This window comes from Faecalibacterium faecis (assembly GCF_040096475.1).
In the GTDB taxonomy this organism is placed as follows: Bacteria; Bacillota; Clostridia; order Oscillospirales; family Ruminococcaceae; genus Faecalibacterium; species Faecalibacterium taiwanense.
The window spans coordinates 1-16560 of the sequence record NZ_JBBMEP010000035.1; the positions used below are offsets into that span (position 1 = coordinate 1).

A 16560-nucleotide genomic window follows, 5' to 3' on the forward strand; every position below is an offset into this window, starting at 1 on the left:
GGCGGGATCTGATGCAATTTGCGGCAGAAAGCAGGATCTGCCGCAATGGGGGCAAACAAAAACGGCCAGCGTATCATTGACATTGAGCCAAGTGCCAGTGGGTTGTACCATTTGGCCTTCGGACAACCGCTGCATTCGTACACTGAGGACAAGGGCGACTTTGAAATCCCTGTGGAGGACGAACCGGAGGAAACCGGCGAGGAAGATATCGAACCCATCTGATTTTAAGGCGGCGGTTTGCCGCCTTACATATTGCAATCCGAAACAGATTGGAGGGATTCTTATCGCAAAATTGATCGTGGCGGAGAAACCGTCCGTCGCCATGTCCTATGCCAAAGTCCTCGGTGCCACCAACCGTCAGGACGGCTATCTGGAGGGCAACGGCTATCTGGTAAGCTGGTGCGTGGGGCACTTGGTAGAACTGGCTCCACCCAATGTCTACGATGCCAAATACGTCAAGTGGAGTATCGCAGATTTGCCCATTCTGCCGCAAAAGTGGCAGTATCTGGTGTCTACGTCCACCCAAAAGCAGTTTGGCATCCTGCAAAAACTGATGCACCGCCCGGATGTGGAGAGCGTGATCTGCGCTACGGATGCAGGGTAGTGCGGTTAGGTGACTCAAGAGAAAGAAAAAAGAGACCTCATCTCGTCAAAAATCAAATTTCAAAATCATTAAAGGAGCTATTCAAATGAAACGAAATCAGAATTTCGACCATAATCACTCTCAAAAACTGCTTTCCTTCCGCTACAACATAGACACCAACCGAGTGGAAGCCCGGTTCACGGATGGCTCTGCCGTCGCCAACAGGATGCCCAACTGCCTCAGAACATCCTCAACCCGCTACTTTACAGTGGGGTTGACACGGAGGATTGAGTGTCATCGTTTTTTCATGGCTACCGCCGAAAATCATTGTAACGTATTTTGTGTTACAAATTGGTCAAGCGAATGATTATGATTAAAATTCTCTTACTCGCACAATAAGTCATTTGATAAACTGGTTAAAATGCCAAATAATTTCAAATCATAGTCCAACACACAACAAATGTGGTATAATAACAATATATTTAATGCTTTAACTGTGTTTGCAAAAAGGAAAAGAAGATAAGTATGGAGATTACATGGTTGAAAAATGAAGATAATGCCATTCAATACGTCTATGCCTCTGCTGTTCCCCAAAAAATACCATTAGACATTTTTAAAGAAATTGTTCAGAGCAGTAAAGAAAACTGTCTACCTGAATTTTATGTGATATCTGAACAGGGAAAGTATATCGGATATATTTTATTATTGGCCGATAAAAAAGAAGACATCCCTAAACCTTTTACATTTCTTGCATGTCATAATGGCGATACTCTGCCAAAAGAAACTCACAAAAAAATATTGGAATTTATCGGCAAACGGTGTCGTGTAAACAACTGGAATAAACTCGCTTGGTTGGCCGAACAAGAAATCCAGCAATTGTGATATCATCGTTTTTTAAGCTATCTCTCTATAAAAACTCCTTAAAGACATAAAGGCAAACTTGAATAAATAAATTTATCTAAAAGCCCCACCTACAATAGATATTCCAAATCGAAGAATCTACTGCAGGTGGGGCTTGTTCTATGTGATAAGCTATTTTGTAAAAATCAAATACGTAGATTATATGGCAGAATCATTTGGTGACACTGAAAGCTAATGTTGCGCCATCAACGACACTATACATATCGCCGTTAGCCGCAGTAGCAATTCCAGTAAACTCAACCTCCCATTTTCCTTTAGAGAGTCCATATTTTACATCTTCCGTACCGATTGTGCCGTATGCAGAAATGGCATGATCAAAGGTTCCAAAGGGTGTACCAAGTTTATTGAAATGCAGGTTACCTTCAAAGGAAACAATTACTGCACCCGGAACGGTAATCGTCCATTGGATATACCCTTCAGACAGATAATCAAGTGTACATGAACCAGCATCGCCCCAGAAGGTTTCGCGAGAAATTGGGACAAGCTTGAATGTTGCAGAGTTTACAGTTGTTCCTTTATCAATTTCGATACTAGATTTTTTGGAAGAAAGTGCTACAACGCCTGGTTCAACTGCAACAGCAGCAGGCATCAAAACTGTGTTGAAAACAACCAACGCAGCACTCGTTCCAGCCATTTTAAGGAATTCATTTCGGGTCATCTTTTTCATGTCGATTTGCTCCTTATATTTTATTGACTGTTACAAGTCACCCAGCTACAATTTGGATTCTTTTTCGCTTAATTCTGCACTGGAATCACCTCTTACAAAATTTTAGTATATTGGCATCATCGTGATCAAAAGCAATATCACTAACAGCCACCTCATCACACTATAAAGCCGCAAATTTTCAACTCAGGTGTATGCTCATCGGCAAATAAATGTGAACCATACGAATGCCGCTGTTAAACAACCTGCCAAAACCACTAAAATACAACTTGCCAACTTTGGCTCAATAGCAACTTTTTGATTTTCGCACAGCGCAAATTTCTGAAGTTCCTGAAATGTTGTTTGATTGACATTGCCGTGTATTGCTTTCCATGCAACGAAATGATTTGTAATCAGAAGATAATCTGAAACGATTCCTACAAAAACAATGGCAAAAAATGCTGCGGAAAAGAACCACATTCCATCGCATTGATTCACCGTCAGGATATCCTGAAGGCTTGCTGGCTTCAATGCCCATAAAGCCACAACATATAGCAATACTTCGCAGAAATCTCTTTGGAGTGGCCCTTTTTGCTTAAAGAATCCCATTACATGTTCTCCCTGTTCTTTGAAGTCACTATCAGCCACCAATGGCCTGATAATAATCCGTTTTAGACCGAATCAAAGAGCCATTTGACTTATATTCCTTGACAGTTTGATGATAGCAATGTGTATAGTAGCTATTGTCATAGGAAAATAGGACTTCATACGTAATAGAAGATATTGTCACTTTATAGCAGTCCGAGGACATACTCTGAAGCATCTGATCGAAAATAAACGATGCTGTAGAAGAAATAACTGCTGCTGGTGTGCTTCCCCATGCAGTTGCTAAAATACTGGCTACATCAGATGCTTTTTTGCATTTACGCAAATCACTAGCATAAACCGTATCGGTTGCACTTGTGCCAACATAGCGGTGCTTGAACTGCGACCCTGTCACCTCGCTTCCAGTGAGTGCAGGAATTTGTGCCAGCTGTCCGTTTTTGTAATTTTGCTGATCTTGATAAATTTCATAGAACAAGCTATAGTCACTTCTTGCAGTTGATGTTGTTGATTCACCAGATGCACCTACAACAACAATGTCCATCACATCATTAGGATGCACCGTACGCGTAATTCGTGTGATACCTCCATCACGAATTGTAAGCTGTTCAACAACATCTTTTCCATTCATCGAGTACGAAACAGAATAATTTGATCCTGTCAAAAGAGATTCGCTATTGCCATGATTTGTTGAATCTGCAAAGGCAATGGGCATAATGGAAGCAACACAAAGCAGCACCGCTAACACGCAGGAAATATAACGCAAATATGTTTTTTTTTCATTTTGTTTTTTCCTTTCATGCATTCCTATAGAACAACGGACTCTCATCTGTGCATCGGAAACACCTCCGAAGTACATTGATTATCGATGCTCTCACTTTTTCAAGAGATATTTTCCAAATGCAAGGACGCCTAGAATATAGAAAAGCTGACGAACAATCAACATAATGAATGAAAGCAGCTCCAACATAATCGAACAGTTCCTTTTAGAAAATTATCAAGAAATATATCCCGTAAGAGTATCGCTATCTTACCTTTCATATGAATTTCAGTCATGCTCAAGCGATTCCGGGACATCCGGCTGATATGCCGTAAAGCCACAGGTGCTGTTCACGCTCAAGACTGCGAGAGCCATTGCCATAATGCAAGTGACCTTGCTCAAGAGCAACATAATCTTTTTCATTTCTGTTACCTCCGTTTGATATTTTTTAGAGCATTCATCTTCTGAAAACACATGAACGCCCTCGTACCTTAGGATATCTTCGCTTGTTTCTGAAAAAACGGAATGATTGCAAAAATCACTAAAACCCATTTTGAAATGTAGTATACCGTTATACTGCGGGTGTCCGGAAGCACATTAAAAATGGCAAGCAGGAAATCTATTGACGAAAGAACAGATGCGACCATCTTGTAACTTGACCGCTTCTTTTCACTTAAAGGCTTATTCTTTGCTTCGATAGGTGAGAGAAAGATAGAGATGCCCAAAAGAGCTACTGTTGTCAGGATACGGAAAAGGTGATTTGCTGCGATTGCATTACTTAGCAAAATGCAGATAAGTGCCAGTCCGGAGAATGCCAAATAGCATCTGGTGTGCGATGTTGCGTGATATCCGCCAATGTAGATTCGCTGTGGGATAAACCCAATCAAAAATGAAAGTGCGTACCGCACATCACCACACACAGCAGCGATGAGAATAACAAGCAGAATGCTCACAACAGATGATATGAGCAACTCGTACCCATAGACATACGCATCCGCCTTTGCTTCATCTATCACTTTTTGCTCGCAGAAAAGACGGACTAATTTTTGAGACAGCGTGCGTTCCCACATTGCAGTTGCGCCACCTTATCTTCTGATTTTTGCTTCACTGTATCATAAATTTCAGCAAAATCAAGAGGTTTGGCAAAACTGGTCGTTCTGGTGACAAAAGTGGTAGGTCAGGCTACTTGTAAGGAGCCTTTGCACAGTCTATAATAGTAGCAGGACATTATTTTGTGGAGGTTGTCGAAATGCTGAAGTACCACGTTGCAGTCTGCGATGATGAGAAGTCAGACCTTGATGGCATTGTTCAAAGCGTCCAGCAGTACGATGTGCAAGGCTGCTTTGACATTGAGACTTACATGGATGGAAACGAACTTCTGAGCGAATTGCAAATGCAGAAGAAATCCTTTGATCTGCTTCTTCTCGATATCGAGATGCCATCCAACGGTTTTCAGCTGGCGCAGTCTTTGATTCAGATGGAGAAGCATCCTTTGGTGGTATTTGTCACGAAGCGGCATGAGTACGCTGTGCAGGGATATGGCATTGCATTCCGCTACCTTGTCAAACCTTTGGATCAGACGCTGTTCGCTGCGGCAATGGATGCCGTCCTTCAGGAACTGAACTCCAAACATTTTACGATCGAATACGATGGTATTACCATGTCCTTGGAAACATCGGACATTTACTTTCTGGAAAGCCACGGACATAAAGTTCTGATTCACTGTAAGGAGCAAGACCTTACATTGCGAATGAGCATTCCTGAAGCCTTGGAGCAACTTCCCAAACGGTGCTTTGTGTCACCACACAAAAGTTATCTCGTCAACATGGAACACATTGTTTACGCTACGGGAACCGCTGTTTTTCTTTCCAGCGGACATCAGCTGCCGATTAGCAGGAGGAAGCGTCAGGAGTTCAATCAGATCTTCAACGCTTATTTGGGAAGATGATGCTTTATTATTTCGTTGAGTTTGCAGGGAGCTTTGCCAACATTGCCCTGTTGCTGCTTTTTATCGGTCGGCTGTTTCCCAAAAAGGAACCCGTCTCAAGGTGGTTCTATGCGTCATATGTTGCACTCTTGATCGCTGGGCAGTGCGCTTTGAGTTTATTCCCGGATTGGGTAACGCAGCGCACGATTTATCTTTTAGTTGGCGGATTTCTCCTTGCATTGCTGTTCTATGAGGTGCGACCGTGGCAGGCGGTTTTCGCAAGCGGAGCCTTCTTTACACTGGCTGCTTTGGTGGAAGTGCTTGCAATGCTCCTGATTGGTCTGCGTATCCCGGATACCGACATTCTGATGCAGGCTGGGGCAGCACGGTTGGTCTATATTGTTTTTTCAAACCTGATTCAAATTCCACTCGTAGTTCTGATTTCACATTTTTTCAGCCGAAAGGGAAATGCTCTGCGCATCCTATGGATGTTGCCGATCATTGCGATTCAAATCGCAAGTATCGCGGTCTGTTATGTGGCACAGTATCATGCTGCGGATGATTATTTCCCTGATTATATGGTCGGCCTTATGGCTGTACTTCTCCTTATAAACATCCTGATCGTGTTCTATGTGGAAGCTCTCCGGGAAAATGAGCTAGAAAAATTCAAAGTCAAGTTCAATGAGCAGCAGTACAACCTTCAAATGGAATACTACCAGCAGCTCAAAGAACGTCAGGAAGAAGTCCGTTCTCTACAGCATGATGTGAAGAAATACATTCTGGCGATGCAGGCAGTTGCAGAACACGGTGATACCGAAGAACTTCACAAGATCGCACAGGCCGCCACGAATGTTTTCGAGCGTTCCACAAATATTTCTGCTGTCGGAAATCCTGTTGTTGATGCTCTTTTGAATTATTACTTACGAATTGCGGAAAGGAATAACATCAAAGTCAAACTGGATGTGACGATTCCTGAAGTTCTGACGATCTCATCGTTGTCTTTGAGCATCATCATCGGAAACACATTTGACAATGCCATTGAAGCCTGCTGCGACTTGCCAGCAGAACAGCGAATCATTCATCTACAGCTGCGCAAGCAGTATCGCAGTCTCTTTTACCGGCTTGAGAATCCATACAGCGATACCGTTCGCAGCATCCGCATCGGAGAGTATCACGGTTACGGACTAAAAAATATAAATCGTATCGTTCAGGAGAACCATGGTAACTTCTATACGAAAAAGAAAGACGGTGTGTTTACCGTCCAAGTCCGCCTGAACTGCGAAAATTAAATATGTTTCCACAGCCAAATGATCAGCCTTTATATTCGAGAATTGGCGCAGCAGAACGCCGGGTATGTCAGTAACTCGCCACAGGACTGGATGAGTTATCTGGATGTGGCGGCGCGGCTGTATCGCTATTCGTTCACCGATACACTCCTGATCCACGCACAGCGACCCGATGCAACCGCATGTGCAGAACTGGAACTCTGGAATCAGAAAATGAGCCGCTGGGTCAACCGTGGCGCAAAAGGCATCGCGCTTCTGGATGATACCGGACCGCGTACCAAGCTGCGGTATGTGTTCGATATTGCTGACACCCATCTGGTGCGCGGCGGCAGAACACCGCTCTTATGGAATCTGGACAGCCACGAGCATGAGCAGGCTATCTTAGACCATCTGGAAGATACCTATGGTTTATCCCTGACAGACAGCATGAACACCGCCCTGATGGAACTGGCACAGCAGCTGACCGCCGACAATCTGGATGAAGCGATGGACGGTCTGGCCTATGAGGTGGCGGATACATTTCTGGAAGAACTGGACGAAGATAACATCCGCGTCCGCTTCCGGGAATTGATGACCAACAGTATCTTCTATACGCTTTCCCGGCGTTGCGGGCAGGAGCCTATGGATGTGCTGGACGATGATGATTTTATTCGTATCGTGGATTTCAACAAGCTGCCTGTGCTGTCGTTCCTTGGCAACGCGGTTTCCGAACAGTGCGAAGCGGTTCTTTTTGACATTGGCCGAGAGATGCGGAAAATTTACAAAAAAGAAATCACGCAGCAGCTTGAAAAATCCGTTGACAGCTTGTATAATACCAATACGGACTTTAGCACTTTAAAGCGTGAAACCAAAGAAAACACGACCAAAGGAGGACAAGAAAATGGAGTTGATGTATCATCGCAAGGGAGATTACCTGTTCCCGAATCTGGCCGTGAAGGACGAGCCGCAGACCATCGGGAAGTACGGGATGCTGCGCAGGACGTACCTGAAAGAGAACCACAAGAACTGGTATCAGAGTATGCTGATGAGCGGCAGACTGAACCAGCATCTGGCGCAGATCGAGGAAGCAGCGGAGAGCCGGGTGGAAACCCTGCTGGACAGCCTGAACGAGAAGTTTCCGGCACCGAGCAAGGAGAAAGACCCGCTGGCATGGGCGGCACATCAGAACAACCTGACAGCGATGGCAGAAGAGATCGTCTTGAAGGAATTGGTGTACAATTAACTGAACCGACAACGGAACAGGATTTGAGCGAAGCAGAGGAAGAAATTGCCTCTGCTTTTTCTTTGCCTGATTTGCCGACCGTGGAACAGCAGATCCGTGCCATCGAAGAACCGATCCGGGCGCGGTATGCGGACGAGATTGCGCTTGATCCCGAAGTGGTCGATGAAATTCTGTGCACGGGCAGCAACCGCAGCAAGGGCCAGCTACGCCTGATCTACAATTTTATGGTCGAGAAAACCCCGGAAGAATACACGAAGTTCGTGAAAAACGAATACAGTACGGGCGGCAAAGGCTTTGAAATTGACGGCGCAAAGTATGCAGTCTGGTTCGATGATCTGGGGTTGCGCATTGCAGCAGGTGACACGGCTAAGGGCGGCACGATTGTCAATGTGTTTCTTTCGTGGGAGGATGTCAGCAACCGTATCCATGAACTGCTCCGGCAGGGCGAGTATGCGCCGCAGGCGGTTCTCGATGCTGCACGGCAGAACGCCTTACAGGAACACGCGCAGATGTTGGCTTATATGGAACGTGACTTGGCAGACGGTGTTGCCGAAGCAGTGTTTCAGGATACAGCAATCTTCAGGGGCGGTTTCCCGGAACTGACAGACAGGCTGGCAGGCTTGCTGGATGATACGGATTTTCTGACTGACCTAAACGACAGATTATCTGCGCTGGGGGAAGCCTACGCCGAAGATAAAGACCTGATGCGGATGCACTTTTATAAGCCGGATAAAGTAGCGGCTCTGTTCCAGCAGTTTGCAAAGCCTTATCAGAACTACTCGGCGCGGGATGGCTTTCACTGGAATGAGTATAAGAAGTTCATCACGGAAGATGAAATAAACGCTTTTTTCACACGGGGCAGCGATTATTCGGACAGTCGGCTGGCAATCTATTCGTTCTTCCTGAATCATGAGGACAAAAAAGAACGGGCTGACTTCCTGAAAGAGCATTACGGGATCGGCGGCAGCAGCCATGCACTCTGCGGTGCAGACGATTCTCACGAAGATCACGATGGCAGGGGTATTGCTTTGGAGCGTGGCTCATACGGAAACCCGTATGCCAGCGTTCATCTGAACTGGAATCAGGCCGCAGGCCGAATTGACAAGCTTATCCGTGACAGTGAGTATTTGAAGCCGGCAGACTACTCCCGGATGCCTGCTTATGAGTGCGAGCGGATGGCAATGCGGGTGATGGGCTTCTATCATCACCTGCCGAACGAAGTGGAACGGCCTTATCCGCAAGACCTTTACCATGAAGAAGGTCGAAAGGCTCTTGCTGCAAAGCTGACAGACCTCGAACAAGCGGTGGAACTGCTGGAGCAGATGGACAATGCACTGCTGTCCGTGCCGCTGGATTCGGAAGAATATGAGCGTAAGGCAGAATCCCTCTCTATCCTGCACCAGTATGTTGAGGGAACGTACACGATTTTCCCGGAAAAGAAAAGGGCTGTTGAGATTGCGGTTCCTGAACAGGGGCAGATTTCCATGTTTGACTTCATGGAGCAGGAGCCGCAATCGAAAGAGCAGTCAACCGCCGCAGCGGTTGCGGAACCCCAAAAGGATGCGCCTCTTGTGGATGTGAAGCCCTCTAAGCAGATGCTGCAGCCCATGCCACTGGATGCTGCCAACGAGTATAACGCTCTGAAAGAGCGTTACCCGGATTCTCTGGTCGGCTATGAGCAGTACGGCAACTTTGAGTTCTACGGCGAGGATGCAAAGCGCGTTTCAGAACTTCTTGGCAGCAAGCTGTTGGAAAAGGAAACCGCACTCGGCAAGGTTGAGGTATCCGGTTTTCCGCGTGAACAGTGGGCTTCACAGGCAATGAAGCTTTGGAAGCAGGGAGAGAGCGTCTATCTGTCCGGCCAGCAGGAAGATGGAACCCATGCGCAGACAAAGTATTTCCGCAGAGAGGAATATCTGCCAGTCAATACCATTATTGAACTGGACGATAGAGAGTTCCGTGTGGAGTCGGTCAACTTTGAACAGGGAACGGTCAGCTTGCAGGACATGACCCTTGCGAAAGAAGCTCGGTATCCGATCTTCCGAACCGAACCGCTGGAGTACATTCGGCATCTGTACGAACAGGCAGATGTGTCGATGAAAGAAGCGGTGGAAACCATGGTCTTTACTGCTCTGCACAATGCAGGTGTGGCCTACGAGGATTTCTCCCCGGAGCAGATGGATGTGATCTATTCGGTGGCAGAATCGGGTGGCGAGTTGGAAGAACTGCTGAATCCCGACTTTCCGCCGGAACAAATGCAGTTGATCGCAGATGTGCAGAACCGAACGGATGCCATTAGCCGCGCAGCGGCAGAGGAAGCCCTTGAACCGCTGACGCAGCAGCCTATGACCCCAGCAGAGGTCAACCATGCAAGGCGGCAGCACAACCTTCCACTGGACAGTGGAGCAGAAACGGAACATCCTGCACAGCTCAAACAGGAGCCTATGAACTTCCGTATTACGGACGATGATCTCGGCGCAGGAGGGCCGAAAACAAAGTATAAAGCCAACGTGGAGGCCATTCGGGTGCTGCAAACACTGGATGCAGAACAGCGACAGGCTACCGCGGAGGAACAGGAGATGCTTTCCCGGTATGTGGGCTGGGGCGGCATTCCGCAGGCGTTCGATGAAAACAACGCGGAATGGTCAAAAGAGTATGCCGAACTGCAGTCCCTGCTCACGGCAGATGAGTATAAGGAAGCCCGCGCCAGTACGCTGAATGCATTTTACACTTCTCCTACGGTCATCAAGGCAATGTATGAAGCTCTGGGCAATATGGGATTGTCCAAAGGTAATGTTCTGGAACCGTCCTGTGGTGTCGGCAATTTCATGGGTCTGGTGCCGGACAGCATGGAGAAGATTCGGATGTACGGTGTGGAGCTGGACAGCATTTCAGGCCGCATTGCACAGCAGTTGTACCAGAAAAATAAAATTGCTGTGCAGGGATTTGAAACGATGCAGTTCCCAGACAGCTTTTTTGACTGTGTTGTGGGCAACGTACCTTTCGGCAATTACAAAGTACCGGACAAGCGGTATGACCGCCACAATTTCCTCATCCACGATTATTTTATCGCCAAGAGCCTTGATCTTGTGCGTCCGGGAGGCGTGGTGGCGGTGGTAACGTCCAGCGGTACGATGGATAAGAAGGATTCCTCTGTCCGTGAGTATCTTGCCAACCGCGCCGATCTGGTAGGCGCGATTCGTCTGCCGAACAATGCGTTCCAGCGCAATGCCAACACGGGCGTGGTTGCTGACATTCTGTTCCTGCAGAAGCGTGACCGTGCAGCGGTGGAACGGGCTGACTGGGTGGATCTCGGTGAAACGCCGGAAGGATATTCCATCAACCAGTATTTTGCGCAGCATCCTGAGATGGTGCTGGGGGAGATCACCACGGAAAGCACGCAGTATGGCAAGCAGGAAACCACGGTCAAGCCCATCGAGGGCGCAGACCTTGCCGAGCAGCTAAAAGAGGCGGTCGGCAACATCCAGGCTACCATCACGGAGCCGGAAATCTCTGACGATGAACTGGATGTGCAGGAAGAACCTATTCCAGCAGACCCAAGTGTGAAGAATTTCAGCTTTACGAACGTGGATGGGCAGATTTACTACCGTGAAAACTCCTTTATGAACAAGGTAGAACTGCCTGCCGTAACTGCAGAGCGGGTGCTGGGCATGATCGCTCTGCGGGAAACCACCCGGAAGCTGTTGGATTGTCAGCTGCATGATGGTTCGGATGCAGAAGTTCAGCTTTTGCAGAATGAACTGAAACAGCAGTACACCGCATTTAAGGCGCAGTATGGCCTTATCAACAGCACGGCCAACAAGCGGGCGTTCCGACAGGACAGCAGCTATTGTCTGCTGGCATCTCTGGAAATTCTGGATGAGGAGAAGAATCTCAAACGGCTGGCCGATATTTTCACCAAACGTACCATCCGTAAGCCGGAGCCTGTTACCTCAGTGGACACGCCAAGCGAAGCCCTGGCACTTTCCATTGGAGAAAAAGCAAAGGTGGATGTGCCGTTTATGGTGCAGCTTTGCGGTAAACCGGAACACGAGATCACGGATGAACTGGCAGGTGCGATTTTCCGAAATCCTGTGACACAGCAGTGGGAAACCTCGGATGAATACCTGTCCGGCAATGTTCGTGAAAAACTGGCCACGGCAGAAACCTTTGCGGTGAACCATGCAGAGTACCAGATCAATGTGGATTACTTGAAACGGGTACAGCCCAAAGACCTGGATGCTTCGGAAATCGAAGTGCGGCTGGGTGCAAACTGGGTAAAGCCGGAGTACATCACGCAGTTTATGCGGGAAGTGTTCAAGACACCAGGCTACTATGCCGGGATTGACATTAAGGCAACCTATTCCGAAATCTCCGGTGCATAGAACATTTCGGGCAAGTCGCTGGATCGCGGCAATCCGCTTGTTACCAATACCTACGGAACAATGCGGGTCAATGCCTATAAGCTGCTGGAAGATGCGCTGAATCTCCGGGATACCAAAATCTACGATACGATTCACGATGCGGACGGCGACCACCGTGTGCTGAACAAACAGGAAACCATGCTTGCACAGCAAGCGCAGGAATCCATTCGGGAAGCGTTTAAGCAGTGGATTTTCAAAGATTTAGACCGCCGCGAGGATTTGTGTGCGACCTATAACCGGATTTTCAATGCGATTCGTCCCCGTGAGTACGATGGCAGTCACATCCGCTTTGAGGGCATGACCCCGGAAATCTCTCTGATGCCGCACCAGAAAAATGCGGTAGCGCACATTCTGTACGGCAACAATACGCTGCTGGCGCATTGCGTTGGTGCAGGCAAGACCTTCCAGATGATTGCTGCCGGCATGGAAAGCCGCAGGTTGGGCTTATCGCAGAAAAACCTCTATGTGGTGCCAAACCACCTCACAGAACAGTGGGGCGCAGACTTCTTACGACTCTATCCCAATGCCAATGTACTGGTGGCAACGAAAAAGGACTTTGAACCCAGCAATCGTAAGCAGTTCTGCTCCCGCATTGCAACCGGCGATTACGATGCCATCGTGATCGGTCATTCGCAGTTTGAGCGTGTGCCGCTCTCCCCGGAACGGCAGAAGGCTATTATCGAGCGTCAGATTGACGATATTACGCTGTCTCTGGCCGATGCCCGGAGTGAGGATAGCCGCAGTTTTACGGTCAAGCAGATGGAAAAAACAAAGAAAACGCTGGAAGCAAAGCTACAAAAGCTGAACGACCAGACGAGAAAGGATGATGTGGTTACATTTGAGGAACTGGGTGTGGATCGTCTGTTTGTGGACGAGTCGCATTTCTATAAAAATATGTTCCTCTACACAAAAATGCGAAATATCGCAGGTATCGCGCAGACCGATGCACAGAAGTCCAGCGATATGTTTGCAAAGTGTCAGTACTTGGATGAGCTGACAGGCGGCAAGGGCGTGACCTTTGCAACCGGAACCCCGGTCAGCAACTCGATGGTGGAGCTATACACCATTATGCGGTATCTCCAGTATGACACCCTACAGAAGATGGGGCTAAGCCATTTCGATGATTGGGCGGCGTCCTTTGGTGAAACCGTTACGGCAATCGAGCTTTCCCCGGAGGGCTATACTTTAATAGGACGATAAAATTAACTGTCCTAAATTGAAAATACATAAGGAAGGAGGTTAAGAGAATGTCAAGGACTTCAAAGATTACAGCACTTTATGAGAGATTATCAAGAGATGATGACCTGAATGGCGAGAGTAATTCCATTACCAATCAGAAAAAATACCTCGAAGATTATGCCCGTAGAAATGGCTTTGAGAATATCCGCCATTTTACTGACGATGGTTTTTCGGGTGTAAATTTCAATCGCCCAGGCTTTCAGTCTTTGATAAAAGAAGTTGAAGCAGGCAATGTCGGAACATTGATTGTTAAGGATATGAGCCGATTAGGGCGAAACTATCTGCAAGTCGGATTTTATACGGAAATTCTGTTTCCGCAGAAAGATGTCCGTTTTCTTGCAATCAACAACAGCATTGACAGCAACAATGCTTCGGATAATGATTTTGCTCCGTTTTTGAATATTATGAACGAATTTTATGCCAAAGACACGAGCAATAAAATCAAGGCTGTATTTGATGCCCGAATGAAAGACGGAAAGCGTTGTAGCGGTTCAATCCCTTATGGATATAACCGATTGCCGAGCGATAAGCAGACGCTTGTTGTTGACCCTGTGGCTTCTGAGGTGGTAAAGCGTATCTTTCTGCTTGCCAATGAGGGCAAAAGTCCACGAGCCATAGCGGAAATACTGACCGAAGAAAAGGTTTTAATTCCTGCCGCATATGCAAAGGAATATCACCCAGAACAGTACAACGGGATTAAGTTTGCAGACCCTTATATTTGGGGCATATCTGCCATTAGAACGATTTTAAGCAGGCAGGAATATCTTGGACATACTGTTTTGAGAAAGTCGGTCAGCACCAATTTTAAATTGCATAAGAGAAAGACTACCGATGAAGATGAGCAGTATGTGTTTTATAACACCCACGAGCCTATCATATCGCAGGAACTTTGGGACAGCGTTCAGAAGCGAAAGATACGAGTGAACAGAGCTGCGGCAAGAGGTACACATACCAACCGATTAAGCGGTTATCTGTACTGTGCCGACTGTGGCAGGAGAATGACTTTGCAAACGCATTATAGCAAGAAAGACGGTTCTGTTCAGTATTCTTACCGTTGCGGCGGGTATGCAAGCAGGGTTAATTCCTGTACTTCCCATACGATTAGTGCTGATAATGTTGAAGCCTTGATATTATCGGCAGTTAAACGCTTTTCAAGATTTGTTCTGAATGATGAAAAAGCCTTTGCTTTGGAACTGCAATCCCTTTGGAAAGATAAGCAAGAGGAAAAGCCGAAGCACAATCAATCGGAGTTGAAACGCTGTCAGAAACGCTATGACGAACTCTCTACGCTCATTCGTGGCTTGTATGAAAATCTTATATCGGGATTGCTACCCGAAAGACAATACAAGCAACTGATGAAGCAGTATGACGATGAACAGGCTGAATTGGAAGCGAAAATGGAAACGATGAAAAAGGAACTTTCTGAAGAAAAAGACAGCACTATGGATATTCAGCATTTTATATCGCTGATACGCAAGTACAAAAATCCTACGGAAGTTTCTGATTTGATGTTTACCGAACTCATTGACAAGATTGTGGTGTATGAAGCCGAGGGTGTGGGAAAAGCAAAGACACAAAAGGTTGATATTTACTTCAATTATGTCGGACAGGTCGATATTGCCTACACCGAGGAAGAACTTGCCGAGATAAAAGAGCAGGAAGAACAGGAAGAAAAGAAGCGATTGGAGAAACAGCGTCAGCGTGAAAAAGCCTATCGAGAGAAGCGAAAGGCAAAAAAACTTGCTGAAAACGGTGGCGAAATCGTCAAAACAAAGGTATGTCCTCATTGTGGGAAAGAGTTTACCCCTACAAGCAACCGACAGATTTTCTGTTCAAAGGATTGCTGCTATCAGGCAAGGCAGGATAAGACAAAAGCCGATAGAGAAGCGGAAAAAGGAAGTCATTATTATCGTCAGCGTGTATGTGCTGTGTGTGGCAGTACTTACTGGCCTACACACAGTCAGCAGAAATTCTGTTCCGAGGAATGTAAAAAGGTAAATCACAATAAGAAAACCTTGGAGTTTTACTACAAGAAGCAAAAGGAGAAAGAACTATGCAAAGATTTATTACAGACGAAAGAACAGGTATCCGATACGAACTCATCGGAGATTACTATTATCCCTGCCTGACAGTAGAGAAAAGTCCTCCCCTTTCAAAATATGGTCGATTGCGGCAACGATATTTGAGGGAACATAAGCGTGTGCTATATTTTAATCTGCTGACAAGCGGAAAGTTATATGAACACCTTGCCGAAATTGATACTTCGGCTCGTGATATGGCGGAATATCTGATAAAGGAAATGGCAAAGAAGCAGGGTGTAACGGAAGAACTGAAAGCAACGGATATGATGAGATGGATAGGATTGATGAATAACATTCGAACCTGTGCCGATGAGATTGTATTGAATGATATTGTGTATTCCTAACGGATACCAACCGAAGAAGAACTGCTGTCAAACCGATGGCAGTTTTTCTTTTTCGGCAAGTATTCAAGAAGTCATTAAGTCGTGAGTATAATCGAAGTGGTAGAAAAATTCGTAAAGATGTGGTACAATACTTTTGCTTGTGAGCGACAAATCGGAAGTTGAGGAAAAGAAAGAATGGAAGATAAAAAGATATTGCTTGATAATATTGATAAAATTCATACAACCGAAATGGGAATTGATAGAATTAAAAGAAACCTAAAAATAGATACAGCAGATGTTGTTGAGTATTGCAAAAATAAGGTATTAGATAAAAATTGCAATATATACAAACAGGGTAAAAATTGGTATTGCGAGGTTGAAAATATCAAAATTACTATCAATTCATATAGCTATACAATCATTACAGCACATATTGTTAAGTAATTTCAAGTTTTTGAAACTGAGAAATATGAATTTATATATAAAGGAGAATATTGATGAAACTGTTTTTATGTTCGCACTTTTCAAGTGTAGGAAGTCTGATAAAG

Annotated in this window: 14 protein-coding genes and 3 pseudogenes; 12 read left to right on the forward strand and 5 right to left on the reverse strand. The window is 46.1% G+C overall.

All coding sequences use genetic code 11. The features are described from left to right. Positions 1-45: 45 nt before the first annotated feature. The 4 genes and pseudogenes from WMO17_RS12655 to WMO17_RS12670 all read left to right on the forward strand — a co-directional run bounded on the left by WMO17_RS12655 (position 46) and on the right by WMO17_RS12670 (position 1465). Complete coding sequence (locus tag WMO17_RS12655; protein WP_349138274.1) at positions 46-222, forward strand: hypothetical protein; 177 nt, start codon at positions 46-48, stop codon at positions 220-222. A 61-nt stretch (positions 223-283) separates the two neighbouring features. Continuing rightward, positions 284-601: pseudogene (locus tag WMO17_RS12660) on the forward strand (toprim domain-containing protein); the annotation flags it as partial. Between the two features lie 88 nt (positions 602-689). Beyond that, positions 690-950 (forward strand): DUF6061 family protein, encoded by a 261-nt coding sequence (locus tag WMO17_RS12665; RefSeq protein WP_081028504.1) that lies wholly within the window; start codon positions 690-692, stop codon positions 948-950. Positions 951-1108: 158 nt separating this feature from the next. Then, positions 1109-1465 carry a hypothetical protein gene (locus WMO17_RS12670; protein ID WP_055187024.1) on the forward strand — a complete coding sequence of 119 codons (357 nt, stop codon included), beginning with the start codon at positions 1109-1111 and terminating at the stop codon, positions 1463-1465. A gap of 190 nt (positions 1466-1655) precedes the next feature. On the opposite strand, the gene WMO17_RS12675 is transcribed toward WMO17_RS12670, so the two are convergent. From WMO17_RS12675 to WMO17_RS12695, 5 genes are all read right to left on the reverse strand, one after another. Next, a complete protein-coding gene (locus WMO17_RS12675) occupies positions 1656-2171 on the reverse strand; it encodes a hypothetical protein (protein ID WP_055187025.1) in 516 nt (171 codons plus the stop codon). 195 nt (positions 2172-2366) lie between these two features. Next, entirely contained in the window at positions 2367-2756 is a 390-nt protein-coding gene (locus WMO17_RS12680) for a hypothetical protein (protein ID WP_055187026.1), read from the reverse strand. A 31-nt stretch (positions 2757-2787) separates the two neighbouring features. Further along, on the reverse strand, positions 2788-3609 hold the full coding sequence (locus tag WMO17_RS12685) for a hypothetical protein (RefSeq protein ID WP_349138275.1): 822 nt from the start codon (positions 3607-3609) through the stop codon (positions 2788-2790). A 189-nt stretch (positions 3610-3798) separates the two neighbouring features. Next, positions 3799-3933 (reverse strand): cyclic lactone autoinducer peptide, encoded by a 135-nt coding sequence (locus WMO17_RS12690; RefSeq protein WP_165852945.1) that lies wholly within the window; start codon positions 3931-3933, stop codon positions 3799-3801. A 68-nt stretch (positions 3934-4001) separates the two neighbouring features. Beyond that, a complete protein-coding gene (locus WMO17_RS12695; protein ID WP_349138277.1) occupies positions 4002-4580 on the reverse strand; it encodes an accessory gene regulator B family protein in 579 nt (192 codons plus the stop codon). A 179-nt stretch (positions 4581-4759) separates the two neighbouring features. On the opposite strand from WMO17_RS12695, the gene WMO17_RS12700 reads away from it, so the two are divergent. From WMO17_RS12700 to WMO17_RS12735, 8 genes and pseudogenes are all read left to right on the forward strand, one after another. Then, positions 4760-5458: a LytR/AlgR family response regulator transcription factor gene (locus WMO17_RS12700; RefSeq protein ID WP_316542056.1), complete on the forward strand. Its 699-nt coding sequence runs from the start codon at positions 4760-4762 to the stop codon at positions 5456-5458. Beyond that, positions 5455-6726 (forward strand): GHKL domain-containing protein, encoded by a 1272-nt coding sequence (locus WMO17_RS12705; protein WP_349138278.1) that lies wholly within the window; start codon positions 5455-5457, stop codon positions 6724-6726. Before WMO17_RS12700 ends, WMO17_RS12705 begins: the two co-directional genes overlap by 4 nt. A gap of 877 nt (positions 6727-7603) precedes the next feature. After that, a complete protein-coding gene (locus WMO17_RS12710) occupies positions 7604-7945 on the forward strand; it encodes a TnpV protein (RefSeq protein ID WP_349138279.1) in 342 nt (113 codons plus the stop codon). A gap of 1607 nt (positions 7946-9552) precedes the next feature. Then, a pseudogene (locus tag WMO17_RS12715) lies at positions 9553-9840 on the forward strand (MutS N-terminal domain-containing protein); the annotation flags it as partial. Between the two features lie 525 nt (positions 9841-10365). Further along, a pseudogene (locus WMO17_RS12720) lies at positions 10366-13548 on the forward strand (helicase-like domain-containing protein); the annotation flags it as partial. Positions 13549-13616: 68 nt separating this feature from the next. Further along, positions 13617-15737: a recombinase family protein gene (locus WMO17_RS12725; protein ID WP_349138280.1), complete on the forward strand. Its 2121-nt coding sequence runs from the start codon at positions 13617-13619 to the stop codon at positions 15735-15737. Then, positions 15662-16033 (forward strand): TnpV protein, encoded by a 372-nt coding sequence (locus tag WMO17_RS12730; RefSeq protein WP_004612398.1) that lies wholly within the window; start codon positions 15662-15664, stop codon positions 16031-16033. The genes WMO17_RS12725 and WMO17_RS12730 overlap by 76 nt, the downstream gene beginning before the upstream one ends. Positions 16034-16207: 174 nt before the next feature. Next, a complete protein-coding gene (locus WMO17_RS12735; protein ID WP_005921256.1) occupies positions 16208-16456 on the forward strand; it encodes a DUF3781 domain-containing protein in 249 nt (82 codons plus the stop codon). Positions 16457-16560 lie beyond the last annotated feature (104 nt).

Coding starts and splice junctions, on each gene's coding strand:
- WMO17_RS12655 (WP_349138274.1), top strand. CDS start 46: ATGGGGGCAAACAAAAACGGCCAGCGTATCATTGACATTGAGCCAAGT.
- WMO17_RS12665 (WP_081028504.1), top strand. CDS start 690: ATGAAACGAAATCAGAATTTCGACCATAATCACTCTCAAAAACTGCTT.
- WMO17_RS12670 (WP_055187024.1), top strand. CDS start 1,109: ATGGAGATTACATGGTTGAAAAATGAAGATAATGCCATTCAATACGTC.
- WMO17_RS12675 (WP_055187025.1), bottom strand. CDS start 2,171: ATGAAAAAGATGACCCGAAATGAATTCCTTAAAATGGCTGGAACGAGT.
- WMO17_RS12680 (WP_055187026.1), bottom strand. CDS start 2,756: ATGGGATTCTTTAAGCAAAAAGGGCCACTCCAAAGAGATTTCTGCGAA.
- WMO17_RS12685 (WP_349138275.1), bottom strand. CDS start 3,609: ATGTACTTCGGAGGTGTTTCCGATGCACAGATGAGAGTCCGTTGTTCT.
- WMO17_RS12690 (WP_165852945.1), bottom strand. CDS start 3,933: ATGAAAAAGATTATGTTGCTCTTGAGCAAGGTCACTTGCATTATGGCA.
- WMO17_RS12695 (WP_349138277.1), bottom strand. CDS start 4,580: ATGTGGGAACGCACGCTGTCTCAAAAATTAGTCCGTCTTTTCTGCGAG.
- WMO17_RS12700 (WP_316542056.1), top strand. CDS start 4,760: ATGCTGAAGTACCACGTTGCAGTCTGCGATGATGAGAAGTCAGACCTT.
- WMO17_RS12705 (WP_349138278.1), top strand. CDS start 5,455: ATGATGCTTTATTATTTCGTTGAGTTTGCAGGGAGCTTTGCCAACATT.
- WMO17_RS12710 (WP_349138279.1), top strand. CDS start 7,604: ATGGAGTTGATGTATCATCGCAAGGGAGATTACCTGTTCCCGAATCTG.
- WMO17_RS12725 (WP_349138280.1), top strand. CDS start 13,617: ATGTCAAGGACTTCAAAGATTACAGCACTTTATGAGAGATTATCAAGA.
- WMO17_RS12730 (WP_004612398.1), top strand. CDS start 15,662: ATGCAAAGATTTATTACAGACGAAAGAACAGGTATCCGATACGAACTC.
- WMO17_RS12735 (WP_005921256.1), top strand. CDS start 16,208: ATGGAAGATAAAAAGATATTGCTTGATAATATTGATAAAATTCATACA.